This is a genomic window from Cellulosimicrobium sp. Marseille-Q8652 (assembly GCF_965112045.1).
In genome coordinates this window covers 1392134-1418331 of the sequence record NZ_CBCOPS010000002.1, presented here as the reverse complement: position 1 = coordinate 1418331, position 26198 = coordinate 1392134, and the positions used below count along the sequence as shown (strand labels likewise).

Below are 26198 nucleotides of genomic sequence, written 5' to 3'. Positions count from 1 at the left end.
GTCCTGTGAGGCGGGGAAGGAGGTCGCCGGACATGAGCTCTGGCGCTGCTGTGCCCACACCGCCCCCTGCACCGACCCCCCCGCCCGACGGCACCGTCGTCATGACGGCCGCGGACATCTCCCGCGCGCTGACGCGCATCGCCCACGAGATCGTGGAGCGCAACAAGGGGACGCGCGACCTGGTCCTCCTCGGCATCCCGACGCGTGGCGTCCCCCTCGCGGACCGGCTCGCCGAGCGTCTGGCGGCGATCGACGGGGAGCCCCTGACCGCCCAGGACGCGCACGGGCTCGTCGGCGAGCTCGACGTGACGATGTACCGCGACGACCTGCACCGGCACCCGACGCGCCCGATCGGCGCGACGCGGCTGCCCGCGACCGGCATCGACGGCAAGGTCGTCGTCCTCGTCGACGACGTGCTGTACTCCGGCCGCACGATCCGGGCCGCGCTCGACGCGATCAGCGACCTCGGTCGCCCCCGTGCCGTGCAGCTCGCCGCGCTCGTCGACCGCGGGCACCGCGAGCTGCCCATCCGCCCGGACTTCGTCGGCAAGAACCTGCCCACCTCGACGAGCGAGCGCGTCGGCGTCCGGCTGCACGAGGTGGACGGTGCCGGGACGCAGGACGCGGTCGTCATCCGCTCCGCCCCGCAGCCCGACGGGCGCGAGGGGGCCGGCGCATGAGGCACCTGCTCTCGACCCAGGAGCTCTCGCGCGAGGACGCGATCCGGGTCCTCGACACCGCGGCGCAGATGGCCGCCACGCAGTCGCGCGAGATCAAGAAGCTGCCCACGCTGCGCGGACGCACCGTGGTCAACCTCTTCTACGAGGACTCCACGCGCACGCGCATCTCGTTCGAGACGGCGGCCAAGCGGCTGTCGGCGGACGTCATCAACTTCTCGGCCAAGGGCTCGAGCGTGTCCAAGGGGGAGTCGCTCAAGGACACGGCCCTGACCCTGCAGGCGATGGGCGCCGACGCGGTGGTCGTGCGGCACCAGGCGTCCGGCGCGCCCCACCTGCTCGCGCACGCGGGCTGGCTCGACGCCGCGGTGGTCAACGCCGGCGACGGCACCCACCAGCACCCGACGCAGGCCCTGCTCGACGCCTACACGCTGCGGAGGCACCTGTCGGGCAGCGCCCTGGACGCGCCGGGGGCGTCGGGCCCGGACGACCGCGCCGCGCTGGGGGCCGACCTCGCGGGACGGCACGTCGCGATCGTCGGCGACGTGCTGCACTCGCGCGTCGCGCGCTCCAACGTGCACCTGCTGCACACGCTCGGCGCGCGCGTGACCCTCGTGGCCCCGCCGACGCTCCTGCCCGTGGGGGTCGAGACGTGGCCGTGCGACGTCTCGTACGACCTCGACGGGACGCTCGCGGGCTCCGCGCCGCACGGCTCCGCCGACGCGGTGATGATGCTGCGCGTCCAGCGCGAGCGCATGAGCGGCTCGGGTGCCGGCGGAGGGGCCTTCTTCCCCAACCCGTCGGAGTACTCGCGCAAGTACGGCCTCGACGCCCGCCGTCTCGCCCTGCTGCCGGAGCACGCGGTGGTCATGCACCCGGGTCCGATGAACCGCGGCCTGGAGATCTCGGCGCAGGCGGCGGACTCGCCCCGTGCCGTCATCGTGGAGCAGGTCGCGAACGGCGTCGCGGTCCGCATGGCCGTGCTGTACCTCCTCCTCGCGGGCACGGACGCCCCCGGCGCGGTCGGGGAACCGACCGCCTCGGCAGCCGGCTCGGTCCTCGCCCCGCCCGCCACCTCCACCGAAAGGGTCGCCACCTCGTGAGCAGCGCCGCAACCAGCACCACGTACGTCCTGCGCGGGGCGCGCCCCCTCGGCGGCGAGCCCGTCGACCTCGTCCTCGCCGACGGCCTGGTCGCCGAGCTCGCCCCCGTCGGCGCCGCGTCCGCGGGCGGCCGGGAGGACGTCGTCGTGGTCGACGCGACCGGCCTCGTCGCCCTCCCGGGCCTCGTCGACCTGCACACGCACCTGCGCGAGCCGGGTCGTGAGGACGCCGAGACGATCGAGTCCGGGACGCGCGCCGCCGCGGCGGGCGGGTTCACCGCCGTCCACGCGATGGCCAACACGACGCCGGTGGCCGACACGGCGGGCGTCGTCGAGCAGGTGTGGCGCATCGGCCGCGACGCCGGCTGGGCCGACGTCCACCCCGTCGGCGCGGTCTCGGTCGGTCTCGCGGGCGAGCAGCTCGCCGAGCTCGGCGCGATGGCCGACTCCGCCGCGCGCGTGCGGGTGTTCTCCGACGACGGCAAGTGCGTCGCGGACCCCATCCTCATGCGCCGGGCGCTCGAGTACGTCAAGGCCTTCGACGGCGTCGTCGCCCAGCACGCGCAGGAGCCGCGGCTCACCGAGGGCGCGCAGATGAACGAGGGCGTCGTGTCCGCCGAGCTCGGGCTCGCGGGCTGGCCCGCGGTCGCGGAGGAGGCGATCATCGCGCGCGACGTGCTGCTCGCCGAGCACGTCGGCTCGCGCCTGCACGTGTGCCACCTGTCCACCGCGGGGTCGGTCGAGATCGTGCGCTGGGCGAAGGGCCGGGGGATCGACGTCACCGCCGAGGTCACGCCGCACCACCTCGTGCTCACGGACGACCTCGCGCGGGGGTACGACCCGACGTTCAAGGTCAACCCGCCGCTGCGCACCGCCGCGGACGTCGAGGCGGTGCGCGCCGGGCTGGCCGACGGGACGATCGACATCGTCGCGACGGACCACGCGCCGCACCCCGTCGAGGACAAGGACTGCGAGTGGGCCGCGGCCGCGTTCGGCATGACAGGGCTCGAGACCGCGCTGAGCGTCGTGCAGGAGACGATGGTCGACACCGGGCGCCTCACGTGGGCCGACGTCGCGCGCGTGCTGTCCGCGAACCCCGCCAGGATCGGGCGCATCGATGCCGGGCCGACCGCCCAGGGGCGTCCGCTCGAGGTCGGCGAGCCGGCGAACGTCACGCTCGTCGACCCCGCGGCGCGACGGGTCGTGGACGGCTCGGCCCAGGTGACGGCGAGCGTCAACACGCCGTTCCAGGGCCGCGAGCTGCCCGGGCGCGTCGTCGCGACGTTCCTGCGCGGTCGCGCGACAGTGCTGGACGGCGCTCCCGTCGAGGGGGTGCGCGCGTGAACCTGCCCCAGCCCGTCGCGGTCGGCATCTGGGTCGTCCTCGGCGTCGTGCTGCTGACCCTCGTGCTCGTCGGCCGCCGCCGCCTCGCCGGCCGCTCGGCCGGCGTCGTCCCGACGCCGCCCGCCGTCCCCGCCGAGGCGGCTCGCGGCGCCGTGGTGCTCGGGCCGCTCGACGCGCTCTACGTCTCCAGCACGCTCGCCGGCGACTGGCTCGCCCGCGTGGGCGCGCACGGCCTCGGGGACCGGTCGCGCGCCGTCGTCACCGTGCACGAGGCCGGGCTGCACGTCGCCCGGTCGGGCGCGCCCGACCTGTGGGTCCCCGCGGGCGCGGTCTCCGGCGCCGCGCTCACGCCCGGGATGGCCGGCAAGTTCGTCGGCAAGGACGCGATCGTCGTCGTCTCCTGGGCTGTGCCCGCCGAGCCCGTGCCCGCCACGGACGGCGCCGCCCCGGTCACCGGCGGCGACGCGTCACCGCCGGGACCCGTGCTCCTGGACACCGGCCTCATGCCCCGCCACGACGACGACGTGCCGCGCCTGCTCGACGCGGTGCTCGCCCTCGTCCCCGCCGACCCGAACGACGACCGGAACGACGCCGACCAGCACGACGTCGACCGGGACGCCGCCGACCAGAACGACAAGGAAGCACCGTGACCAGCTCAGCGACCCTCCCGGCCTCAGACCGGGCCCTGCTCGTCCTCGAGGACGGCACCGTGCAGGCCGGCCGCGCCTACGGCGCGCGCGGCACGACCGTCGGGGAGATCGTCTTCAACACCGGCATGACCGGCTACCAGGAGACGCTCACCGACCCCTCCTACCACCGCCAGATCGTCGTCATGACCGCCCCGCACATCGGGAACACGGGCGTCAACGACGAGGACCCGGAGTCGCGGCAGATCTGGGTCGCCGGGTACGTCGTGCGCGACGCGGCACGCCGGCCGTCGAGCTGGCGCTCCGTGCGCACGCTCGAGGACGAGCTCGCCGAGCAGGGCGTCGTCGGCATCAGCGACGTCGACACGCGCGCCCTGACGCGCCACCTGCGCGAGCTGGGCGTCATGCGCGCCGGCATCTTCTCGGGGGACGCGCTCGTGCGCGACGGCTACCCGCGCACGACGGAGGACCTCGTCGCCGAGGTGAAGGCCGCCCCGGCGATGGCCGGCTCCGACCTCGCGCGCGAGGTCAGCACGCCCGAGGCGTACGTCGTGGAGCCCGTCGCGGGCTCGACGCCGGACGGCGAGCCCGTCGCGACGGTCGTCGCGGTCGACCTCGGGATCAAGTCCATGACGCCGCAGCGCCTCGCCGAGCGCGGGGTGCGCGTGCACGTCGTGCCGGCCGCGACGACCACGGAGCAGATCGAGGAGCTCGCCCCCGACGGCGTCTTCTTCTCCAACGGCCCCGGCGACCCGGGCGCCGCGACGCACGAGGTCGAGCTCCTGCGCGGCGTCCTCGACCGCGGGACGCCGTTCTTCGGCATCTGCTTCGGCAACCAGATCCTCGGCCGCGCGCTCGGCTACGGCACCTACAAGCTGGCCTACGGGCACCGGGGCATCAACCAGCCGGTCATGGACCGGCGCACGGGCAAGGTCGAGGTCACCGCGCACAACCACGGGTTCGCGGTCGACGCGCCCGTCGAGGCCGAGTCCGTGGCGCCGCACGACGGCGGCCGCTACGGGCGCGTCGTCGTCTCCCACGTCGGGCTCAACGACCAGGTGGTCGAGGGCCTCGAGTGCCTCGACCTGCCCGCCTTCTCCGTCCAGTACCACCCCGAGGCCGCGGCCGGCCCCCACGACGCCGCGTACCTCTTCGACCGCTTCGTCGAGCTCATGGCCTCCCGCCGCGACGGCGGGGCGCAGGGCTCCGTGGCCGCCGAGCCGCAGACCATCAAGGAGAGCTGACCGTGCCTCGCAGAACCGACATCTCCAGCGTCCTGGTCATCGGGTCCGGCCCGATCGTCATCGGCCAGGCCTGCGAGTTCGACTACTCCGGCACCCAGGCGTGCCGCGTGCTCAAGGAGGAGGGCCTGCGGGTCGTCCTCGTGAACTCGAACCCCGCGACGATCATGACGGACCCCGAGTTCGCCGACGCGACCTACGTCGAGCCGATCACGACCGAGGTCCTGACGTCGATCATCGCCAAGGAGCGCCCCGACGCGCTCCTGCCGACGCTCGGCGGCCAGACCGCCCTCAACGCGGCGATCGCGCTCGACGCGGCGGGCGTCCTCGAGGAGTACGGCGTCGAGCTCATCGGGGCGAACATCGCCGCGATCGAGAAGGGCGAGGACCGCCAGCAGTTCAAGGACGTCGTCGAGAAGTGCGGCGGGGAGTCCGCGCGCTCGGCGATCATCCACACCGTCGACGAGGCGCTGGCCGCGGCCGACGACCTCGGCTACCCGATGGTCGTGCGCCCGTCCTTCACGATGGGCGGCCTCGGCTCGGGCATCGCGTACGACGAGACGGACCTGCGCCGCATCGTCGGCCAGGGACTGCACTACTCGCCGACCACCGAGGTGCTCCTCGAGGAGTCCATCCTCGGCTGGAAGGAGTACGAGCTCGAGCTCATGCGCGACAAGAACGACAACGTCGTCGTCGTGTGCTCGATCGAGAACGTCGACCCGGTCGGCGTGCACACGGGCGACTCGATCACCGTCGCGCCGGCGCTCACGCTCACGGACCGCGAGTACCAGCGCCTGCGCGACATCGGCATCGCGGTGATCCGCGAGGTCGGCGTCGACACGGGCGGCTGCAACATCCAGTACGCGGTGCACCCCGAGACGGGGCGCGTCATCGTCATCGAGATGAACCCGCGCGTGTCGCGCTCGTCCGCGCTGGCCTCGAAGGCGACGGGCTTCCCCATCGCGAAGATCGCCGCGAAGCTCGCCGTCGGCTACACGCTCGACGAGATCCCCAACGACATCACCCAGGTCACCCCCGCGTCCTTCGAGCCGACGCTCGACTACGTCGTCGTCAAGGTGCCGCGGTTCGCGTTCGAGAAGTTCCCCGCCGCCGACGACACCCTCTCGACGACCATGAAGTCGGTCGGCGAGGCCATGGCGCTCGGGCGCAACTTCACGGAGGCGCTCGGCAAGGCGCTGCGCTCGATCGACAAGGGCGGGTCGGTGTTCCACTGGGACGGCGAGCCCGTGGCGGGCGCGGAGCTCGACGCGCTCCTCGCGCAGGTCGCGCGCCCGACGGAGAACCGCATCATCGGCGTCCAGCAGGCGCTGCGCGCCGGGGCGAGCGTGGAGCAGGTGTTCGACGCCACGAAGATCGACCCGTGGTACCTGGACCAGATCCAGCTCGTCAACGAGGTGGCCGCCGCGGTGGCGCAGGCTCCGGCCCTCACGCAGGACGTGCTGCGCGAGGCGAAGAAGCACGGCCTGTCCGACGTCCAGGTCGCGCGGCTGCGCGGCATGGGCCCGGCGGGGGAGGCGACGGTCCGTGAGGTCCGCCGCGCGCTGGGCGTGCGCCCCGTCTACAAGACGGTCGACACGTGCGCGGCGGAGTTCGCGGCGCGCACGCCGTACCACTACTCGTCGTACGACCTCGAGACGGAGGTCGCGCCGCGCGAGCGCGAGGCGGTCATCATCCTCGGCTCCGGTCCGAACCGGATCGGCCAGGGCATCGAGTTCGACTACTCGTGCGTGCACGCCGCCCTGACGCTGCGCGAGACGTACGAGACGGTCATGGTGAACTGCAACCCGGAGACCGTCTCGACGGACTACGACACGTCCGACCGCCTGTACTTCGAGCCGCTCACGTTCGAGGACGTCCTCGAGGTCTACGAGGCCGAGCTCGCGGCGGGGCCCGTGAAGGGCGTCATCGTCCAGCTGGGCGGCCAGACCCCGCTCGCGCTCGCGCAGCGCCTCGCCGACGCGGGCGTGCCGATCCTCGGCACGAGCCCGGAGGCGATCGACGCCGCGGAGGACCGGGGCGAGTTCGGTCGCGTGCTCACCGAGGCCGGGCTGCCCGCGCCGGCGTTCGGCACCGCGCGCACGCTCGAGGTGGCCACCGAGGTCGCCGCGCGCATCGGCTACCCGGTGCTCGTGCGCCCGTCCTACGTGCTCGGCGGTCGCGGCATGGAGATCGTCTACTCCGTCGACCAGCTCACGGAGTACGTCGAGCGCGCGCTCGCGGCCGCGGCCGCCGACGAGCGCACCGCGGGAGGCCTGCTGCCCGCGCCCCTGCTCATCGACCGGTTCCTCGACGACGCGATGGAGATCGACGTCGACGCGCTGTACGACGGCACCGAGCTGTTCCTCGGCGGCGTGATGGAGCACATCGAGGAGGCGGGCATCCACTCGGGCGACTCGGCGTGCGTGCTGCCGCCGGTCTCGCTGTCCGAGCAGGAGATCGAGCGCATCCGCCGCTCGACGGAGGCGATCGCGCGGGGCGTCGGCGTGCGCGGCCTGCTCAACGTGCAGTACGCGCTCGTGTCCGACGTGCTCTACGTGCTCGAGGCCAACCCCCGTGCGTCGCGGACCGTGCCCTTCGTGTCCAAGGCGACGGGCACCTCGCTCGCCAAGGCCGCGGCCCGTGTCATGGCGGGCGAGTCGATCGCGGAGCTGCGCGCCGAGGGACTCCTGCCGGCGGAGGGCGACGGGGGGAACCTGCCGCTCGACGCGCCGATCGCCGTGAAGGAGGCGGTGCTGCCCTTCAAGCGGTTCCGCACCGCGGACGGCACCGTCGTCGACACCGTCCTCGGCCCGGAGATGCGCTCGACGGGGGAGGTCATGGGGTTCGACCGCAACTTCCCGCTGGCCTTCGCGAAGTCGCAGGCGGCGGCGTTCGGCGGCCTGCCGACGTCGGGGCGCGTGTTCGTCTCGGTCGCCGACCGCGACAAGCGCTCGATGGTGTTCCCGGTCAAGCGCCTCGCGGAGCTCGGCTTCGAGATCCTCGCCACGACCGGCACGGCGAGCGTGCTGCGCCGCAACGGCATCGCGTCGACCGTGGTGCGCAAGTTCTCCTCCGGCCGCGGCGCCGACGGGGAGCCCACGATCGTGGACCTCATCACCGCGGGCGACGTCGACATGGTCATCAACACGCCGTCCGGGCAGGGCGCGCGCGCCGACGGGTACGAGATCCGGGCTGCCACGACGGCCGCGGACAAGCCCATCGCGACGACGGTCGACCAGCTCGCCGCGGCGGTGCAGGGCATCGAGGCGGTCCTCGCCGGACCGTTCGAGGTCGCGAGCCTCCAGGAGCACATGTCCGGGCACGGGCTCGCGGCGGCGACGACACGCGCGGCGGTCCCGGCGGCGGTCGTCGGGCAGCGGGTCGGCGCGTGAGCGCGGCGTTCGGCGCCCGCCTCGCGGCGGCCATGGACGACCACGGCCCGCTGTGCGTGGGCATCGACCCGCACGCCGATCTGCTCGCGGACTGGGGCCTGCCCGACGACGCGACCGGGCTGCGCGACCTCGGCCTGCGCGTCGTCGAGGCCGTCGGCGGCCGCGTCGCGGTCGTGAAGCCGCAGTCGGCGTTCTTCGAGCGGCACGGGTCGCGCGGCGTCGCCGCCCTGGAGGACGTCGTCGCGGCAGCCCGGGCGGCGGGCACGCTCGTCGTCATGGACGCCAAGCGGGGCGACATCGGCTCGACGATGGCCGCCTACGCCGACGCGTACCTGCGGGACGGCTCGCCGCTCGCGGCCGACGCGCTCACCGTGTCGCCCTACCTCGGGTTCGGCTCGCTGCAGCCCGCGGTCGACCTCGCGCTCGGCTCGGGACGTGGACTGTTCGTGCTGTGCCTGACCTCCAACAAGGAGGGCCACGAGGTGCAGCACGCGCGCCGCGGTGCGGGGGCGGACGTCGAGACCGTGGCGGCGCAGATCGCGCGCGAGGCGGCGCTGCTCAACGCGCCGGCCGTGGCGGCGGGTGACGCGCTCGGGTCGGTCGGCCTCGTCGTCGGGGCCACGGTCGGTGACGCGGCGGCCCGGACGGGGACCGACCTCACCGCGGTCCGCGGCCCGCTGCTCGCGCCGGGCGTGGGCGCGCAGGGCGCGGGCGCGGCCGAGCTCGCGGCCGTCTTCGGGGCCGCGCGCGGCCAGGTCCTCGCCTCGAGCTCGCGCGGTGTGCTGCGCGCCGGGCCCGACGTCGCGGCCCTGCGCGCGTCGGCGCGCGCCGCGTCCGACGAGGCGACGGCCGCGCTGCGCGGCTGATCCGGGGGCCCGCCGGTACCGAACGCCTCCGGCGCACGCCCGGTCGGGGACCGGGCGCGTGCGGGGGTGGTCGCCGCCACGACCTGCGACACTGCCCGCATGAGCACCGACGACGCCTCGACGCGCGCCACCGCCCCGACCGCCGCGATCCCGCCCCTCGGCGCGCCGACGGCCGCTCCGGGCCCCGCGGTGCCCGGGGCGCTGGAGATCGAGGGCACCTGGAACGCGCGCGACGTCGGCGGGCGCGCCGTGCCCGTGGGCGGCACCGGACCGCTGCGCACGGGGGTCCTGCTGCGCACGGCGAGCCTGTCGCGCCTCACCGCGAGCGGCCAGGCGGCGCTCGCCGACCTCGGCGTCACCACCGTGCTGGACCTGCGCGGCGACGACGAGCTCGAGCGGGACGGGGCCGACGCCGTGCCCGGCGGGGTGACGGTGCTGCGCCGGGGCATGGACCCCGCGCGCGGCCTCGGGTCCGCGTCGGACGAGGCCGACGGGACCCGGTCGGCGGACCCCGCGGCGCTCGTCGCGAGCCTCGTCACGGCGCCCGACCCGGCGGTGGTCGCGCGGAGGATGATGCTGGGCGTGTACGAGACGTTCGTGCGCGACCCGGGGATCCGCGCGACGGTCGGCCGGGTCCTCGCCGACCTCGCGGCCGCGCCGGGAGCCGTGGTGGTGCACTGCTCGGCCGGGAAGGACCGCACGGGGTGGGTGGTCGCCCTCGCCCAGCACGTCGCGGGCGTCGGCGAGGAGGACCGCATGGCGGAGTACCTCGCGAGCGCGGCCGCGGCCGACGGGCTGGCGGCGGTGGTCCCGCCGATCCCCGGGCTCGACGCCGCCGCGCTCGGTCCTCTGCTGACGGTCGAGCCCGACTACCTGGGCAGCGCCTGGGAGCTCGCGGAGCGCGATCACGGCGGCATCGACGGGTACCTGGCGGCGTGCGGGGTCACGGACGACGTGCGCCGTGCGCTCGTGGCGCGGCTCGTCGCCTGACGGCCCGCACGACGCGCGGGCACCGGGTCGTTGCCTGCCGTGCCCGGGGTCGCTACGTTCGAAGGACCGGCGTCCGCGCAGGTGAGCCGGGCCCCACCCGGCGTGCGGTACCCGCGCGGATCCGGCAGAGTGGGCCCATCCGCCTGACGACGAGTAGGTGACTTGAGTGGCACTTCCACCCCTGACCCCAGAACAGCGCGCCGCCGCGCTCGAGAAGGCCGCGGAGGCCCGACGGGTCCGCGCCGAGGTGAAGAACCGCCTGAAGTACTCCCAGGGCTCGTTGAAGGAGGTCATCGAGCGTGGGCAGACGGACGACATGATCGGCAAGCTCAAGGTCGTCGCGCTGCTGGAGTCGCTCCCCGGCGTGGGTAAGGTGAAGGCTCGCGCGATCATGGAGGAGATCGGGATCGCCGAGACACGTCGTGTCCGCGGCCTCGGCCCTCACCAGTCCGCGGCCCTCATCGAGAGGTTTGGCTGACATTTCCGCGCACCCGCCCGAGACCCGTCCTGCCCGTCTGACCGTCCTGGCGGGACCGACCGCCGTCGGGAAGGGCACGGTGTCCGCGGACATCCGTGCCCGCTACCCGGAGGTGTGGCTGTCCGTGTCGGCGACGACGCGCGCGCCGCGCCCGGGCGAGGAGGACGGCGTGCACTACCTGTTCGTCGGCACGGACGAGTTCGCCCGCATGGTCTCGGAGCACGAGCTGCTCGAGTGGGCCGTCGTCCACGGCCGCAACAGCTACGGCACCCCGAGGCGCGCGGTCGAGGAGCGGCTCGCCGCGGGGGTGCCCGCGCTCCTCGAGATCGACCTGCAGGGGGCGCGCCAGGTGCGGGCGTCGATGCCCGAGGCCCGGTTCGTGTTCCTCGCGCCGCCGAGCTGGGAGGAGCTGGTCCGCCGCCTCGTGGGCCGCGGCACCGAGGACGCGGAGGAGCGCGAGCGGCGGTTGACGACGGCCCGCGTGGAGCTCGCGGCGGAGTCGGAGTTCGACCACGTCATCGTCAACGACGACGTGCACCGCGCGACCGACGAGCTGGTCCGCGTGATGGGGCTCGAGCCGCGTCCCGTGGACGCGGGACCCGGCGCCGTCCCGGCGTCGGGGGCCGGTGCGCCGCGGGCCGCGGCCGGCACGGAGTAGACTGGGGGGTCGGTGCGTGCGGCGAGCCGCCGCCGCTGACCTCCCGGGACGTCCGTCGCGGGCGTCGTCGTCGTCCGCGGCACCTCGTCCCGCACGCCGCACCACCGCACGAATCCGCTGCAGCGACCGGCTGCAGGACCCGAGAACCCCACGGAGCGAACTGTGTCCGGAACCGTCGCCGCCCCCGAGGGCATCACCGACCCGCCGATCGACGACCTGCTCGAGCACGTCGACTCGAAGTACGCGCTCGTCATCTACTCCGCGCAGCGCGCGCGCCAGATCAACGCGTACTACTCGCAGCTGAGCGAGGGCCTGCTGGAGAACGTCGGCCCGCTGCTCGAGACGCGCAACCAGGAGAAGCCGCTGTCGATCGCGATGCGCGAGATCAGCGCCGGTCTTCTGACGATCGAGAGCTCCGAGCCCGCCGAGGGCTCCGAGGACTGAGTCACCGACCGCCCCGCCCGGCTCCTGCCGGGCGGGGCGGTCGCCTGCGCGAGGAGCCCCATGAGGATCGTGCTCGGCGTCAGCGGCGGAGTCGCGGCGTACAAGGCCGTGCTGCTGCTGCGCCTGCTGCGCGAGCAGGGCCACCGCGTGCGGGTCGTGCCCACCGCGTCCGCCCTGCGGTTCGTGGGCGCGCCGACGTGGGAGGCGCTGTCGGGCGAGCCGGCGACCGACCAGGTGTTCGAGGACGTCGAGCACGTGCCGCACGTCGCGCTCGGCCAGGGCGCGGACCTGGTCGTCGTCGCCCCCGCGACGGCGGACCTGCTGTCGCGCGCGGCGACGGGTCGCGCGGACGACCTGCTCACGTCCACCCTCCTCACGGCGCGCTGCCCCGTGGTGATGGCCCCCGCGATGCACACCGAGATGTGGGAGCACCCCGCCACGGTGGCGAACGTCGCGACGCTGCGGGCCCGGGGCGTGCACGTGGTCGAGCCCGCCTCCGGTCGGCTGACCGGCGCGGACACCGGACCGGGCCGGCTGCCGGAGCCCGAGGAGATCGCGCGCGTGGCGCTCGGGATCGCGGGCGCGACCGGCACCGACGACGAGGACCCCGCCCGCGCCACGCGTCAGGAGCGCGCCCGGGACCTCGCCGGGCTGCGCGTCGTGGTGTCGGCGGGCGGCACGCGGGAGCCGATCGACCCCGTGCGGTTCATCGGCAACAGGTCGAGCGGCCGCCAGGGCGCGGCGCTCGCCCGCGCCGCGCAGGCGCGCGGTGCGCACGTGACGCTCGTCGCCGCGAACCTCGACGCGCGGGTGCTGGAGGAGGGTGCGCCGTCCCCGCGCACGGCGGTGCCGGTGGCCGCCGGGATGGACGTCGTGCCGGTCGAGACGACCGCGCAGCTGCGCGAGGCGGTGCGGACCGCCGCGGCGGCGTCGGACGTGGTCGTCATGGCGGCCGCGGTCGCCGACTTCCGCCCGGCGAGCGTGCCGGGCGCGAAGATCAAGAAGGTCGCGGGGCAGGGCCCCGCGCCGATCACGCTCGTGGAGAACCCCGACGTGCTGGCCGAGCTCGCGCACGAGCGGCTGCGGGCCGGGCAGGTCGTCGTCGGGTTCGCGGCCGAGACGGGGGACGGGTCCGGATCGGTGCTGGACCACGGACGCTCCAAGGCCCGGCGCAAGGGCGCGGACCTGCTCGTCGTCAACGCCGTGGGCGAGGGCCGGGGCTTCGGTGTGGACGTGAACGACGTGACGGTCGTCGACGGTTCCGGCGAGGTCGTCGCCACGGCGTCGGGCACGAAGCGGGAGGTCGCGGACGCGGTCTGGGACGCCGTCGTGGCCCGGGTCGGGGGCGTCGCCGGCGGACCGTGACGTCTCACCCAGCGGATGCTTGCGCCCACCCTGCGGGACGGTACGCTGTGCGCCATGGCTGATCTCCGTCTCTTCACGTCCGAGTCCGTCACCGAGGGTCACCCGGACAAGGTCTGCGACCAGATCTCGGACGCGATCCTCGACGCGATGCTCGCGCAGGACCCGACGTCGCGCGTCGCGGTCGAGTCCATGGTCACCACCGGGCTCGTGCACGTCGCGGGGGAGGTCACGACCGACGCGTACGTCGAGATCCCGCAGGTGGTGCGCGACGTCGTGCGGCGGATCGGCTACACGTCGTCCGCGATCGGGTTCGACGCGGACTCGTGCGGCGTGTCGGTGTCGATCGGCCAGCAGTCGCCGGACATCGCCCAGGGCGTGGACAAGAGCCTCGAGGAGCGCGACGACGCGGCCTCCGGTCACGACCCGCTCGACGCCCAGGGCGCGGGCGACCAGGGCCTGATGTTCGGGTACGCGAGCGACGACACGCCGAGCCTCATGCCGCTGCCGGTCTGGCTCGCCCACCGGCTCGCCGAACGTCTCGCCGAGGTGCGCCGGGACGGCACGGTCCCGGGCCTGCGCCCCGACGGCAAGACGCAGGTGACCATCGGCTACGACGGCGACCGGGCCGTGTCCCTGGACACCGTGGTCCTGTCCACCCAGCACGACCCGGACGTCGTGCAGGAGAAGCTGCACCGGCTGATCGCCGAGGACGTCGTCGCCCCGGTGCTGGAGGCCGCGGGGGTCGACCTGGACACGCGCGAGACGCGGCTGTTCGTCAACCCGACGGGGACGTTCGTCATCGGGGGGCCGCGCGGTGACGCGGGCCTGACGGGCCGCAAGATCATCGTCGACACGTACGGCGGCATGGCCCGCCACGGCGGCGGCGCGTTCTCCGGCAAGGACCCGTCGAAGGTGGACCGCTCGGCCGCGTACGCGACCCGCTGGGTGGCGAAGAACGTGGTCGCGGCCGGTCTGGCGCGCCGCTGCGAGGTGCAGGTCGCGTACGCGATCGGCAAGGCGCACCCCGTGGGGATGTACGTCGAGACCTTCGGCACCGAGACGGTGCCGGTCGAGCGCATCGTGGCCGCGATCCGGGAGGTCTTCGACCTGCGCCCGGCGGCGATCATCCGCGACCTGGACCTGCTGCGCCCGGTCTACGCGGCGACCGCGGCCTACGGCCACTTCGGCCGCGAGGTGCCGGACTTCACGTGGGAGCGCACGGACCGCGTGGCGGCGCTGCAGTCCCTCGTCTGACCCGGGGCTCGGCCGTCACGTCCTGGCGTCGCGACGCGGGTCGGCGGTGCGGGTGGGCCGTGGTGGGATGAGGTCGTGAACAGCGAGGACGGGACGGCCCAGGACGTCGACGGCGTCCCCCGCACGGTCCAGGACGCCCTCCCGGGGACCGAGGTGCCCGCGACCCCGCCGCCGCGACGCTCGGCGCCCGCGGGGCCGCTCGAGATCGCCGCGGAGCTGCCCGTCGCCCAGCTGGTGCTCGACCTCGCGCCCGTGCACCTGGACCGCCCCTACGACTACCTGGTGCCGGCGACGATGGCCGACGCCGCCCGGCCCGGGGTGCGGGTCAAGGTGCGGTTCGCCGGGCGCGACGTCGACGGGTACGTCGTGGCGCGGCTCGACCGTTCGGAGCACGCCGGCCGCCTCCAGCCGCTGCGGCGCGTCGTGTCGCCCGAGACGGTGCTGGCGCCGCAGGTGCTGCGCCTCGCGCGGTCCGTCGCCGACCTGTACGCGGGCACGTTGCCGGACGTCCTGCGCCTCGCCGTCCCGCCGCGGCACGCGCGCGCCGAGCAGGGGCTCGTGCCGGGCCCGGGCCCGGCCCCGACCGCGGGCGCCGTCGACGCCGTCGACGCCGTCGACGCCGTCGACGTCGACGACGCTGTCGGGACCACCGGGACCACCGGGGCGGACGGCGCGACGACCGTGGTGCCGACCACCACGTCGGGATCGCTGCCCGGGACGCCCGCGGCGCCCGGGGCGGTCCCCGGCGGCCAGGGTGCGGTCTCGGTGTGGGGCGCCTACCGCGCCGGTCCTGCGTTCCTCGCCCACCTCGCGCGCGGCGGCGCGCCGCGGGCCGTGTGGACCGCCCTGCCGGGCCTCGCCCCGGTGCCGGACCTGCCCGACGGCGGCCAGGGTGCGGCGTCGACGGATCGCGGTCCACGGCGCCGGGGCTCGCGCACCGCGCTGCCCGTCACGCACTGGGCCGCGGCGGTCGCGGAGGCCGTGCGCGTGGTGCGCGACGTCGGCCGGGGTGCGCTCGTCGTCGTGCCGGACGCGCGCGACGTCGACCAGGTGTGCGCCGCGCTCGCGGCGGCGGGCCTGCGCCCCTGGGACGCCGCGACCGGGGGCGACGTCGTCCGGCTGACCGCCGACGAGGGGCCGGCGCCGCGGTACCGCGGCTTTCTCGCGGTCCGGCGCGGGCTCGCCCAGGTCGTCGTCGGCACGCGCGCCGCCGCGTTCGCCCCCGTCGCGGACCTGGGCCTCGTCGTGTGCTGGAACGACGGCGAGGACACCCTGGCCGAGCCGCGCTCCCCCTACCCGCACGCGCGCGAGGTGCTCGCGCTGCGCAGCGAGCAGGAGGGCGCCGCCTACCTGCTCGGCGGCCACGGCCGCACGGTCGCGGCGCACGCCCTGGTCGGGCGCGGGTGGGCGCACGAGCTGGCCGCGACGCGCGACGTCGTGCGGGCGCGTGCGCCGCGCGTGCGTGCCCTGACGTCGGTGGAGCTGGCCGCGGAGGGACCGGGCGCGGCGGCGCGCATCCCCACGGCGGCCTGGCGCGCCGCGCGGGCCGCGCTCGAGCAGGGACCGGTCCTCGTCCAGGTGCCGCGGTCGGGGTACCTGCCCGTCGTCGCGTGCGCGCGCTGCCGCACGCCCGCGCGCTGCACGGTCTGCCACGGCCCCCTGGCCCTGCCCGGGCCGGGCGCGGCTCCCCAGTGCGCGTGGTGCGGGGCGCTCGCGGGCGGCTGGTCCTGCGCCGAGTGCCACTGGACGGGGCTGCGCTCGGTCCGCGTGGGGTCGCAGCGCACGGCGGAGGAGCTCGGTCGCGCGTTCCCGGGGGTGCCCGTGCGGATGTCCGGTGCGGGGGCGTCCGGGGGAGTCCTCGCGGCCGTGGGCGACGAGCCGGCGCTCGTCGTCGCGACACCGGGCGCCGAGCCGGTCGCCGCGGGCGGGTTCGCCGCGGCCCTGCTGCTCGACGCCGCGGTGAGCACCGCGCACGTGGGACTCGACGTCGCGCAGGACGCGCTCGCCCGCTGGCTCGCCGCGGCGTCGCTCGTGCGACCCGCGACGGCAGGCGGCCAGGTGCTCCTCGTCGGGGACGCCGCCCCCGCACCGACCAACGCGCTCGTGCGGTGGGACCCGGCGGGGCTCGCCGACCGGGAGCTCGACGAGCGCGTCGAGCTCGCGCTGCCCCCGGCCGTGCGGGTCGCCGCCGTCACGGGTGACCGGGCCGCGGTGGCGTCCGTGCTCGACCGGGTCGACCTCGCGGGGCCCGAGACGGTGCTCGGACCGGTCGAGGTCGCCCCCTCGCGGCGCGACGACGCCCCGGACCTCGCGGGGGCCGCGGGCCGCCCCGTCCGGGCCGTCGTGCGCGTCCCGCACCGGGACGGGCGCGACCTGGCCCGCCAGCTCGCCGCGTCGCTCGCGGTGCGCTCGGCGCGGCGCGAGGCCGGCTCCGTCCGTGTGCAGCTCGACCCGAAGGAGATCCTGTGACCGGCCCTCACCCCGACACGGACGCCGCCGCGCGCGCCGTCGACGCCGTCCTCTACGACTTCGGCAACGTCCTCGTCGGCTGGGACCCCTACCGCGCGTTCGACGGGCACGACGCGGCTGTCGTCGAGACGTTCTTCGCCGACGTCGACTTCCCCGCGCTCAACCACGGGCGCGACGCGGGGGCGACGTGGGCCGAGGCGCGCGAGACGGTCTCCCGCAGCCACCCGCACCACGTCGGTCTCCTCGACCGGTACCTCACGCACTTCACGGCCACGCTCTCCGGGCCGGTGGAGGGCTCGGCAGAGCTCGTGGACGAGCTGCGCGGGCTGGGGGTGCGCCTGTACGGGCTGACGAACTGGTCCGCCGAGCTCTTCCACCACGCCGCGACGGCCGCGCCCGCGACCACGCGCCTGGACGACGTCCTCGTCTCCGGCCGGGAGGGCCTCGCGAAGCCCGACCCCGCGATCTTCCGGCTCGCGGTCGAGCGCTTCGCCCTGGACCCGCGCCGCACGCTGTTCACCGACGACAGCCCGGCGAACGTCCGTGCGGCGGCGGCGCTCGGCCTGCGCACCCATCTGTTCCGGGGCACGGCGGGACTCCGTAGCGCTCTGCGCGAGCTCGGCGTCGACGTCGGGTCCGGCGCCCCGGCATGACGACCGAGGACGTCGGCGCCGCCGGTCCGCGTCACCTCACCGTGCGCGAGCGCGAGGTGCTCGTCCGGATGATCCGCGAGGGGTCCAGGGACGGGACGGTCCCCGCAGGGCAAGACGCCGAGGACCGTCGTCGCTGGCTCGCCCAGGTCGACACCGCGCGTGTGCACGGCAGGTGCGCGTGCCGTGCGTGCCCGACGGTCGACCTCGGTGACGACGACGCACCTGCTCCGTCGTCAGGTTCCCGCGTCGTCCTCGGGGCTTGCCTCGACCACGCCGCCGTGCTGCTCTTCGTGGTCGGCGACCGTCTCAGCCTCCTTGAGCTCGCACCGTTCGACGACACACGGTTCCCCGAGTTCCCTCCAGCGAGCGACCTCACGTCGTGAGGGTCGCGCGCAGGCCTGCACCGCGACCTCGGTGCACCGGCGGTGGCGACGCGGCCACCTAGACTCGGGCCCATGCGCCTGCTGTTCGCCGGGACCCCGGACACCGCGGTCCCCTCGCTCGACGCCCTCCTCGACTCGCGGCACGAGGTGGTGGCCGTGCTCACGCGCGCCGACGCGCCCGCGGGGCGCGGGCGGCGCCTCACCCCGAGCCCGGTGCGCGTCCGCGCCGAGGAGGCGGGTGTGCCCGTCCTGACGGCCCGACCGCGCGGCGAGGAGTTCCTCACGACCCTGCGCGACCTCGAGGTCGACGCGGCGCCCGTCGTGGCGTACGGCGAGATCCTGCGCCCCGAGGTCCTCGCCGTGCCGCGGCACGGCTGGGTGAACCTGCACTTCTCCGTCCTGCCGGCCTGGCGCGGCGCGGCCCCCGTGCAGCGCGCGATCATCGCCGGTGACGAGGTGAGCGGCGCGAGCACGTTCGTCATCGAGGAGGGTCTCGACACCGGGCCCGTCCTCGGGACCACCACCGAGACGATCCGCCCCCGCGACACCGCCGGCGACCTCCTCGGCCGCCTCGCCGTCTCGGGCGCCGGCCTGCTCGTCGCGACCCTCGACGCGCTCGAGGACGGGACCCTGCGCCCGCAGCCCCAGCCCGCCGACGGCGTGTCCCACGCCGCGAAGCTCACGACCGCGGACGCCCTCGTGCGCTGGGACCGACCGGCGCTCGCGGTCGACCGCCTCGTGCGCGGCTGCACGCCCGCGCCGGGGGCGTGGACCACCCTCGCCGACGCGTCCGGTGCGCCCGTGCGGCTGGGCCTCGGCCCCGTGGTGCCCCGCCCCGACGTCACGGACCTCGCGCCGGGGGCGGTGCGCGCGGGCAAGAAGGAGGTGCTCGTCGGGACGGCGACGCACGCGGTGGCGCTCGGAGACGTCTCGCCGGTCGGCAAGAAGCTGATGGCCGCCGCGGACTGGGCCCGCGGCGCCCGGCTCCCCGAGGGCCTCGTGCTCGGCACGGCGCAGGTGGCGGCATGACGCCGGCCGACGGGGGACGCGGGTCCGACGACCGTCGCGGAGGCCGACCGGACGACCGTTCGAACGATCGTTCGAACGATCCCGGGCGCGGGGGCGCGCGGCGCGCGGGCGGTTCGAACGCACGTTCGAGCACGAGCGGCGCTCGCGGCGGCGGGCTGTCGAACGTGCGTTCGACCGGGTCCGGCGGCGGCGACCGGACGGGCCGCGACGACCCGGACGACGGCGCGCGTCGGGACGCCCGTGGCCGCCAGCGAGGCGCCGCCCGCGCCCGCGGCGAGGCCACCCGGTCGACCGTCGCCCCCTCGCAGCGCCGCAAGGGCACCGACCCTGCCCGCACCGCCGCGTTCGACGTCCTGCGGGAGGTCGACGGCTCCGACGCCTACGCCAACCTCGTGCTGCCCCCGCTGCTGCGCCAGCGCGAGATCCGCGGCCGCGACGCCGGGTTCGCCACCGAGCTCGCCTACGGCACCCTGCGCCTGCGCGGACGCTACGACGCGATCCTGGCGCGGTGCCTCGACCGGCCGCTCGACCGCCTGGACCCGCCCGTCCTCGACATCCTGCGCCTCGGCACCCACCAGCTCCTCGGCATGAGGGTCCCGCAGCACGCCGCCGTGTCCGAGACCGTCGGCCTCGCCCGCGCGTGCACCGGCGCGGGCAGCGCCCAGCTCGTCAACGCCGTCCTGCGCCGCGTCGCTCGCACCCCGCTCGACGACTGGCTGGCCCAGATCGCCGCCGACGCCCCGGACGAGCTGACGGCGCTCGCGGCCACCGGCTCGCACCCCGTCTGGGTCGCCCGTGCCCTGCGCGACGCCCTCGCCGGCACGGGTCGAGACCCGGGAGAGCTCGCCGACCTCCTCTCCGCCGACAACGACGCGCCCCGGGTCACGCTCGTCGCGCGTCCCGGCCTCGCCGACCCCGACGAGCTCGCCGACGACCGCACGACCCCCGGCCGCTGGGCACCCACCGCGCTCGTCCTCGACGGCGGCGACCCCGCGGCGTTCGGCGCCGTGCGCGACGGGCGCGCCGGGGTGCAGGACGAGGGGAGCCAGCTCGTTGCCCTCGCCCTGGCCGCCGCACCGCTCGCCCCGGACGGCCGCGCCCCCAGCTCCTCGGGAGGCCCGGACAGCCCGGACGCCCGCTGGCTCGACCTGTGCGCCGGACCCGGCGGCAAGGCCGCGCTCCTCGGCGCCCTCGCCGCCCGGCGCGGTGCCCGGCTCGTCGCCAACGAGGTCCAGCCGCACCGCGCCCGCCTCGTCGAGAAGGCGCTCGCGGCCGTGCCGCCCGACGCCGTCGAGGCCGTGCGGACCGGGGACGGGCGCGACGTCGGGCGGGACGAGCCCGCGGCCTACGACCGCGTCCTGCTCGACGCCCCCTGCACCGGCCTCGGCGCGCTGCGCCGGCGGCCCGAGTCGCGGTGGCGACGCATGCCCGGCGACCTCGCCGTCCTCACCGGGCTCCAGCGCGCCCTGCTCGCGTCCGCCCTCGACGCGGTGCGACCCGGGGGAGTCGTCGCCTACGTGACGTGCTCTCCGCACCTCGCGGAGACCCAGGTGGTCGTCACGGACGTGCTGCGCCGCCGCGACGACGTCGAGCTCCTCGACGCGCCGGCGGTGGTCCGTGGTGTCGTCCGGCCGGAGTCCCGTGACGCCGTGGACCTGGGCGCGCGCCAGGACGTCCAGCTGTGGCCGCACGTCCACGGCACCGACGCGATGCACCTCACGCTCCTGCGACGCACGAACGGCTGACCGCATCAGACGTCGGGATATCACGGCGTGATGACGGTGTCGTGTTAACCTGACCTCACGGTCGCGTCAGCACATCACGACACCGGAGGGTCTCATGGCCGACACCTGGACCACGCCGCGCAACCCGCGCGACCTCGGCACCTACCTCAGCCACGTCCGCAAGGCCCGAGGCCTCACCCAGGCGCAGGTCGCCGACGACCTCGGCATCACCCGCCAGTACCTCTCCGAGCTCGAGAACGGCGTCGAGAACCTCTGGGTCCAGCGCCTCTTCGAGCTCCTCGACGTCCTCGAGGTCGACCTGCGCCTCCAGGAGCGCCCGTGACCCTCACGCCCACGGTCACGGCCTGGCTCTACGACACCCCCGTCGCGACCCTCGCACCCACCGACGCCCGCAGCGCCGACGGCACCCACCGCGTCACGCTCACCTGGACCCCCGAGGCGCTCGACCGCTGGGGACGCAACGCCCGCGTCCTGTCCCACCTCCTGCCCCTCACCGCGCCGGACGACCCACCACCCCACCCCGCCCGCGTCGCCGCCTGGCTCGACGGGCTCCTGCCCGAGGGACGCACCCGCGACGCCCTCGCCATCGACGCCGGCATCGACCCCGACGACACGCTCGCCTTCCTCGCCCGCTACGGCCACGACACCGCCGGCGCCGTCCTCCTCACCGCCGCCGGGCACACCCCCGCCCCACCCGCACCACCCGAACCCCTCGACGACGCCGCCGTGGCACGCCTCCTGCGCGCCGCCGCCGCCCGCGCCGGCGGCACCGAACGGCACGAGCACCTCACCGGCTCCCTGCCCGGCATGGAACCCAAGATCACGCTCCTGCGCGACCACCACGGCTGGGCACGGCCCCACGGCACCAGCCCCACCACCCACATCCTCGCTCGCCCGCCCCTCCGACTCGCCCACCGCCGACCTCGTCAACACCGAGGCCGCCAGCCTCGACCTCGCCCGCCGCACCGGCCTCACCACCGTCGACGCCCACGTCACCGAGATCGAGGGCGAACGCTGCATCGTCGTCACCCGCTACGACCGCGTCCCGCACCCCACCGGCATCCGCCGCGTCCACCAGGAGGACACCGCCCAAGCGCTCGGGATCAACACCCGGGACCCCGAACGCAAGTTCCAGCACGGCCGCGCCCTGCCCTCCCTCGCCCGCATCGCCCGCGTCCTGCGCGACGACGGCACCCGGCCGGACCCCTCCTCGCCCTCACCGCCTTCAACCTCGCCATCGGCAACACCGACGCCCACGCCAAGAACATCTCGCTCCTGCGCCACGACGACGGCACCGTCCGCCTCGCCCCCGCCTACGACGTCTCCATGCACCTCCACCACCCCCACGCCTCCCGCACCTTCGCCATGGACGTCGCCGGCACCCGCGACATGGACGCCCTCACCGCCGAGCACCTCGTCACCGAAGGCACCACCTGGGGGCTGCCCCGACGCCGCGCCCACCGCGTCGTCACCCGCACCCTCGACGACCTCGCCGGGGCGCTCGCGGACGTCGACCGGGACGCCCACCCCGGCGTCGGGCGGCGCGCGTGGCGAACGGTCGAGGACCGCACGGCCACCCTGCGGCGCCAGGCGGCGAGCCTCTAGCCAGGAGCCGTCCCGGCGGTCGCGGCGTCGTCCGCCGGTGTCGTCAGGGTGCGCTGCAGGAGGACCGTGTCGACCCAGCGCCCGTGCTTGAAGCCCACCGCCGTCAGCCGTCCCGCCTCCACGAACCCGAACCGCCGGTGCAGGGGACGGAGCCGGCGGCGGCGGGGACGTCGGCGACGACGGACACCACCTGGCGCACGCCCGCGGCCGGCAGGGCGTCGAGCAGGGCTCCGAGGAGCGCCGTGCCGACGCCCCGGCCCGCGTAGCGCGGGTCGAGGTAGATCGTGTCCTCCACGGTGTGCCGGTACGCGGGCTTCGGCCGCCAGGGGCTCGCGTAGGCGTACCCGGCGACGACGCCCGCGACGTCGGCCACGAGGAACGGCAGGCCCGCGTCCGCGAGGTCGCGGTGCTTGGCCGCCCAGCGACTGACGTCCCAGGGCTCCTCGTCGAACGTCACCTGCGTGTCGCGGACGAAGGGGTGAAGATCTCCGCGACGCGCGGCAGGTCGGCGACCACGAGCGGGCGGACGGTGGCGCCCGGCGGGGGAGGGGAGGGGTCACGAGCAGAGCCTAGGACGCGTCCCGCCGGTGGCGGCACCCTAGGCTGGGGCCCATGGCAGCCCTCATCGCCCCGAGCATCCTGTCCGCCGACTTCGCGAACCTCGAGCGGGACCTCCGCGCGATCGGGACGGCGGACTACGCGCACGTCGACGTCATGGACAACCACTTCGTCCCGAACCTCACGCTGGGGCTCCCGGTGTTCGAGCGGCTCGCCCAGGTCTCACCGGTGCCCGTCGACGCGCACCTCATGATCGACGACCCGGACCGCTGGGCGCCCGCGTACGCCGAGGCGGGCGCGGCGTCCGTCACGTTCCACGCGGAGGCGGCGACGGCGCCCGTGCGGCTCGCGCGCGAGCTGCGCCGCCTCGGTGCGCGGGCCGGCGTGGCGCTGCGGCCTGCGACACCCGTCGAGCCGTACCTCGACCTGCTCTCCGAGGTCGACATGATCCTCGTCATGACAGTCGAGCCGGGCTTCGGCGGCCAGTCGTTCATCGACGGCACGCTGCCCAAGATCCGGCGCGCGCGGCGCGCCGTGAGCGAGGCAGGGCTCGACGTGTGGATCCAGGTCGACGGGGAGTGTCCCGCGACACGATCGAGCGGGCGGCCGACGCCGGCGCGAACGTCTTCGTGGCGGGATCGGCGGTCTACGGTGCCGAGAGCATCCCGGGGAGATCCAGGCGCTGCGGGAGGCTGGCCGAAGGGGCCCACGCACACTGACGGGCAACGGCAGGCCCTGAGCACGGGCGGTCGCCGAGATCGTGGTCCACCGCACCACCGTGGACATCGCTCGATCCTCGATAAATAGTGTGCCAAGCGCATATCAACCACCACCACCCCCAGCAACACCCACCACGAGCACGGAAACCGGGAGCCGCCCGCGGTTCCTCGGTGCCGTACGCGTCGAGCTCGCACGCGTCGGCGTCCACGCTCCCGTTCACGTCCGTCCGCGCACCGGACCGTGGGGGAGCGCCCGCGCCGGTGTGGCATCCTGGACGGCAGCAGTACGCACGAACGTGCTCCGGGGTCGGTGCAATTCCGAGCCGGCGGTGACAGTCCGCGACCCGCGCCCTACGCGCGGTTGACCTGGTGGAACTCCGGGACCGACGGTGACAGTCCGGATGGGAGGAAGCACGTGCGGCGCGGCCGACCCCTCGGGGGACCCGGCCACGTGTGACCCGGACGGTCGTCCGGCTCCGCGTGAGCCGTCGACCCCGGCGAGCCGACCCGCCGTGGTGAGCGTCGGCGTCGGGTCCTCCGGGCTCTGGCGACGCGCCCGCCCTCGCCCCGGAGTGCCCGTGCCCGGCAGGACGAGGACCGATGGGCTCGCAGCACCTGACGATCGACGCGGCGATGACGCACGCGCTCGAGCTCGCCGCTCGCGGTCCGGCGTACGGCCTCAACCCTCGCGTCGGGTGCGTCCTGCTCGCCCCACCCCCGGGCGCTGGCCTCGCGCAGGTCGCCGCGGCCCCTGACGCCGTCGACGCCCGGGCGCGACTCGTGCTCGCCGAGGGGTACCACCGGGGGCCGGCACGCCGCACGCCGAGGCGGCAGCCCTGGCGGACGCCCGCCGGCGCGGGGTCGACGTCCGTGGCGCGACGGCGGTCGTGACCCTCGAGCCGTGCGCGCACGTCGGGCGCACCCCGCCCTGCGCCGACGCGCTCCTCGCGGCCGGTGTGGCCGAGGTCGTCCACGCGGTCGACGACCCGAGCCCCGCCGCGGCAGGCGGTGGCGCGCGCCTGCGCGCCGCCGGCGTCGGTGTCGTGAAGGGCGTGCGCGCGGCCGAGGGAGGGCCCTGCTGCACGTGTGGCTCACCGCGGCCGGGCGGGGCACCCCGTACGTCACGCTGAAGACCGCGACGTCGCTCGACGGGTTCGTCGCGGCGCAGGACGGCACGAGCCGCTGGATCACGGGGCCGGAGGCGCGCGCGCACGCCCACCGCGTCCGGGCGACCGTCGACGCGATCGCCGTCGGCTCGGGCACCGTGCACGCCGACGACCCGGCGCTCACCGCGCGCGTGCCCGGTCCCGACGGCGTCGACCGGCTCGCCGACCACCAGCCGCTGCGCGTCGTCGTCGGGCGCTCCGGGATCCCTCCGCGCGCACGGCTCCGCGGCGCGGAGGTGCACTCCACCACGTGCGCACGCACGACGTGGCCGAGGTGCTCGCGGAGCTCTCCGCGCACGAGGTGCGGCACGTGCTGGTCGAGGGCGGGCCGACGCTCGCGACGGCGTTCCTCGCGGCCGACGCGGTCGACGAGCCTGCACGCCTACGTCGCCCCGGTGCTGCTGGGCTCGGGGCAGCGGGTCGTGGGCGACCTGGGCGTGACGACGATCGGGGCCGCGCGGCGGTTCCGCACGGTCGAGGTACGGCGCGTCGGGGACGACGCGCTGACGGTGTCGAGACGGATCGGCTGAGAGGCAGGAGAGACCGGATGTTCACGGGGATCGTCGAGGAGATCGGCCGGGTGCGGGAGATCGCGTTCCCCGGCGGCGCGGGCACGGACGCGGTGCTGACCGTCGAGGGGCCGCTGGCGACGTCGGACGCGGCGCTCGGCGACTCGATCGCGGTGGACGGCGTGTGTCTCACCGTCTCGACGCTGGGGGGCGACGGCACGTTCGGTGCCGACGTCATGCCGGAGTCGCTGCGTCGCACGACGCTCGGAGACCTGGGGCCGGGGTCGCGGGTCAACCTCGAGCGCGCGGTGCGCGCCGACGCGCGGCTGGGCGGGCACGTGGTGCAGGGACACGTCGACGGCGTCGCGACGCTCGCGAGCCGCGACCCGGGCGACCGCTGGGACGACCTGGTCTTCTCGGCCCCGGGACCGCTCCTGCGGTACGTCGCGGAGAAGGGCTCGATCGCCGTGAGCGGCGTCTCGCTCACGGTCACCCACGTCGACGACACGACGTTCGGCGTCTCCCTCATCCCGACGACGCTCGAGGCGACGGTCCTCGGTGCGCTGGCTCCTGGCGACCGCGTCAACCTCGAGGTCGACGTCCTCGCGAAGTACGTGGAGCGGCTCCTCGCCGCAGGAGCGACGTCGTGACGGGGCGGGAGGGCACGGCGGACCCTCAGGTGCCGGCCGGGGCGGTGGAGAGCGAGGCCGCGAGCGCCGTGGCGGCGTCCGTGGGGGTGTGCGCCTCGGCACGGTCGAGGAGGCGCTGGCGGCGATCCGTGCGGGGCGGCCCGTGCTGGTGGCGGACTCCCCGGACCGGGAGAACGAGGCGGACGTGGTGTTCGCGGCGCGGGACGTGTCGGCGCAGTGGGTGGCGTGGACGATCCGTCACTCGTCGGGGTATC

The 26198-nt window shown here is 75.7% G+C and carries 23 protein-coding genes, 6 pseudogenes and 1 riboswitch; of the genes and pseudogenes, 28 read left to right on the top strand and 1 reads right to left on the bottom strand.

Features of this window, described 5'->3' with window-relative positions:
* Nucleotides 1–32 precede the first annotated feature (32 nt).
* From pyrR to ACWPWV_RS16170, 22 genes and pseudogenes are all read left to right on the top strand, one after another.
* Entirely contained in the window at nt 33–680 is a 648-nt protein-coding gene (gene pyrR, locus ACWPWV_RS16275) for a bifunctional pyr operon transcriptional regulator/uracil phosphoribosyltransferase PyrR (RefSeq protein ID WP_454043969.1), read from the top strand.
* Nucleotides 677–1780 carry an aspartate carbamoyltransferase catalytic subunit gene (locus ACWPWV_RS16270; protein WP_454043968.1) on the top strand — a complete coding sequence of 368 codons (1104 nt, stop codon included), beginning with the start codon at nt 677–679 and terminating at the stop codon, nt 1778–1780. The genes pyrR and ACWPWV_RS16270 overlap by 4 nt, the downstream gene beginning before the upstream one ends.
* Nucleotides 1777–3123 carry a dihydroorotase gene (locus ACWPWV_RS16265; RefSeq protein ID WP_454043967.1) on the top strand — a complete coding sequence of 449 codons (1347 nt, stop codon included), beginning with the start codon at nt 1777–1779 and terminating at the stop codon, nt 3121–3123. Before ACWPWV_RS16270 ends, ACWPWV_RS16265 begins: the two co-directional genes overlap by 4 nt.
* Nucleotides 3120–3773, top strand: coding sequence for a PH-like domain-containing protein (locus tag ACWPWV_RS16260; RefSeq protein ID WP_454043966.1), 654 nt, complete (start codon nt 3120–3122; stop codon nt 3771–3773). The genes ACWPWV_RS16265 and ACWPWV_RS16260 overlap by 4 nt, the downstream gene beginning before the upstream one ends.
* Nucleotides 3770–5014 (top strand): glutamine-hydrolyzing carbamoyl-phosphate synthase small subunit, encoded by a 1245-nt coding sequence (gene carA, locus ACWPWV_RS16255; RefSeq protein WP_454043965.1) that lies wholly within the window; start codon nt 3770–3772, stop codon nt 5012–5014. The genes ACWPWV_RS16260 and carA overlap by 4 nt, the downstream gene beginning before the upstream one ends.
* Nucleotides 5015–5016: 2 nt before the next feature.
* Complete coding sequence (gene carB, locus ACWPWV_RS16250) at nt 5017–8403, top strand: carbamoyl-phosphate synthase large subunit (protein WP_454043964.1); 3387 nt, start codon at nt 5017–5019, stop codon at nt 8401–8403.
* Nucleotides 8400–9269, top strand: coding sequence for an orotidine-5'-phosphate decarboxylase (pyrF, locus tag ACWPWV_RS16245; protein WP_454043963.1), 870 nt, complete (start codon nt 8400–8402; stop codon nt 9267–9269). The genes carB and pyrF overlap by 4 nt, the downstream gene beginning before the upstream one ends.
* A gap of 99 nt (nt 9270–9368) precedes the next feature.
* Complete coding sequence (locus ACWPWV_RS16240; RefSeq protein WP_454043962.1) at nt 9369–10259, top strand: tyrosine-protein phosphatase; 891 nt, start codon at nt 9369–9371, stop codon at nt 10257–10259.
* A 166-nt stretch (nt 10260–10425) separates the two neighbouring features.
* Nucleotides 10426–10737: an integration host factor, actinobacterial type gene (gene mihF / locus ACWPWV_RS16235; RefSeq protein ID WP_454043961.1), complete on the top strand. Its 312-nt coding sequence runs from the start codon at nt 10426–10428 to the stop codon at nt 10735–10737.
* Nucleotides 10730–11395 (top strand): guanylate kinase, encoded by a 666-nt coding sequence (gene gmk / locus ACWPWV_RS16230; protein WP_454043960.1) that lies wholly within the window; start codon nt 10730–10732, stop codon nt 11393–11395. Before mihF ends, gmk begins: the two co-directional genes overlap by 8 nt.
* Nucleotides 11396–11557: 162 nt before the next feature.
* Entirely contained in the window at nt 11558–11839 is a 282-nt protein-coding gene (gene rpoZ / locus ACWPWV_RS16225) for a DNA-directed RNA polymerase subunit omega (RefSeq protein WP_251150943.1), read from the top strand.
* 60 nt (nt 11840–11899) lie between these two features.
* A complete protein-coding gene (gene coaBC / locus ACWPWV_RS16220; protein WP_454043959.1) occupies nt 11900–13204 on the top strand; it encodes a bifunctional phosphopantothenoylcysteine decarboxylase/phosphopantothenate--cysteine ligase CoaBC in 1305 nt (434 codons plus the stop codon).
* Nucleotides 13205–13258: 54 nt separating this feature from the next.
* Nucleotides 13259–14458, top strand: coding sequence for a methionine adenosyltransferase (gene metK / locus ACWPWV_RS16215; protein ID WP_454043958.1), 1200 nt, complete (start codon nt 13259–13261; stop codon nt 14456–14458).
* Between the two features lie 75 nt (nt 14459–14533).
* The gene (locus ACWPWV_RS16210; protein ID WP_454043957.1) at nt 14534–16927 is read left to right on the top strand and encodes a primosomal protein N' family DNA-binding protein; all 2394 of its coding nucleotides are present in this window, start codon (nt 14534–14536) and stop codon (nt 16925–16927) included.
* Nucleotides 16924–17580, top strand: coding sequence for an HAD family hydrolase (locus ACWPWV_RS16205; RefSeq protein WP_454043956.1), 657 nt, complete (start codon nt 16924–16926; stop codon nt 17578–17580). The genes ACWPWV_RS16210 and ACWPWV_RS16205 overlap by 4 nt, the downstream gene beginning before the upstream one ends.
* Complete coding sequence (locus ACWPWV_RS16200; RefSeq protein ID WP_454043955.1) at nt 17577–17963, top strand: hypothetical protein; 387 nt, start codon at nt 17577–17579, stop codon at nt 17961–17963. Before ACWPWV_RS16205 ends, ACWPWV_RS16200 begins: the two co-directional genes overlap by 4 nt.
* 72 nt (nt 17964–18035) lie before the next feature.
* Nucleotides 18036–18992, top strand: a complete 957-nt coding sequence (gene fmt, locus ACWPWV_RS16195) for a methionyl-tRNA formyltransferase (protein WP_454043954.1) — start codon at nt 18036–18038, stop codon at nt 18990–18992.
* Nucleotides 18989–20737, top strand: a complete 1749-nt coding sequence (locus ACWPWV_RS16190; protein WP_454043953.1) for a transcription antitermination factor NusB — start codon at nt 18989–18991, stop codon at nt 20735–20737. The genes fmt and ACWPWV_RS16190 overlap by 4 nt, the downstream gene beginning before the upstream one ends.
* A 94-nt stretch (nt 20738–20831) precedes the next feature.
* Nucleotides 20832–21059 carry a helix-turn-helix domain-containing protein gene (locus tag ACWPWV_RS16185; protein WP_454043952.1) on the top strand — a complete coding sequence of 76 codons (228 nt, stop codon included), beginning with the start codon at nt 20832–20834 and terminating at the stop codon, nt 21057–21059.
* Nucleotides 21056–21388, top strand: a pseudogene (locus tag ACWPWV_RS16180) (HipA N-terminal domain-containing protein); the annotation flags it as partial. The gene ACWPWV_RS16185 and the pseudogene ACWPWV_RS16180, both read left to right, overlap by 4 nt.
* Before the next feature lie 298 nt (nt 21389–21686).
* Nucleotides 21687–21863 (top strand): annotated as a pseudogene (locus ACWPWV_RS16175) (HipA domain-containing protein); the annotation flags it as partial.
* 92 nt (nt 21864–21955) lie between these two features.
* A pseudogene (locus ACWPWV_RS16170) lies at nt 21956–22342 on the top strand (HipA domain-containing protein); the annotation flags it as partial.
* 103 nt (nt 22343–22445) lie between these two features.
* On the opposite strand, the gene ACWPWV_RS16165 reads toward ACWPWV_RS16170, so the two are convergent.
* Nucleotides 22446–22799 carry an N-acetyltransferase family protein gene (locus ACWPWV_RS16165; protein ID WP_454043951.1) on the bottom strand — a complete coding sequence of 118 codons (354 nt, stop codon included), beginning with the start codon at nt 22797–22799 and terminating at the stop codon, nt 22446–22448.
* A gap of 155 nt (nt 22800–22954) precedes the next feature.
* Here ACWPWV_RS16165 and rpe point away from each other — a divergent pair.
* From rpe to ACWPWV_RS16135, 6 genes and pseudogenes are all read left to right on the top strand, one after another.
* A pseudogene (rpe, locus tag ACWPWV_RS16160) lies at nt 22955–23619 on the top strand (ribulose-phosphate 3-epimerase).
* A gap of 293 nt (nt 23620–23912) precedes the next feature.
* Nucleotides 23913–24037: riboswitch (FMN riboswitch) on the top strand.
* Nucleotides 24038–24219: 182 nt separating this feature from the next.
* Complete coding sequence (locus ACWPWV_RS16155) at nt 24220–24510, top strand: hypothetical protein (protein WP_454043950.1); 291 nt, start codon at nt 24220–24222, stop codon at nt 24508–24510.
* Complete coding sequence (locus ACWPWV_RS16150) at nt 24456–24749, top strand: hypothetical protein (RefSeq protein ID WP_454044567.1); 294 nt, start codon at nt 24456–24458, stop codon at nt 24747–24749. The genes ACWPWV_RS16155 and ACWPWV_RS16150 overlap by 55 nt, the downstream gene beginning before the upstream one ends.
* A pseudogene (locus ACWPWV_RS16145) lies at nt 24704–25098 on the top strand (RibD family protein); the annotation flags it as partial. The gene ACWPWV_RS16150 and the pseudogene ACWPWV_RS16145, both read left to right, overlap by 46 nt.
* A 234-nt stretch (nt 25099–25332) precedes the next feature.
* The gene (locus ACWPWV_RS16140) at nt 25333–25944 is read left to right on the top strand and encodes a riboflavin synthase (RefSeq protein ID WP_454044566.1); all 612 of its coding nucleotides are present in this window, start codon (nt 25333–25335) and stop codon (nt 25942–25944) included.
* Nucleotides 25853–26179, top strand: a pseudogene (locus tag ACWPWV_RS16135) (3,4-dihydroxy-2-butanone-4-phosphate synthase); the annotation flags it as partial. The gene ACWPWV_RS16140 and the pseudogene ACWPWV_RS16135, both read left to right, overlap by 92 nt.
* Nucleotides 26180–26198: the final 19 nt, after the last annotated feature.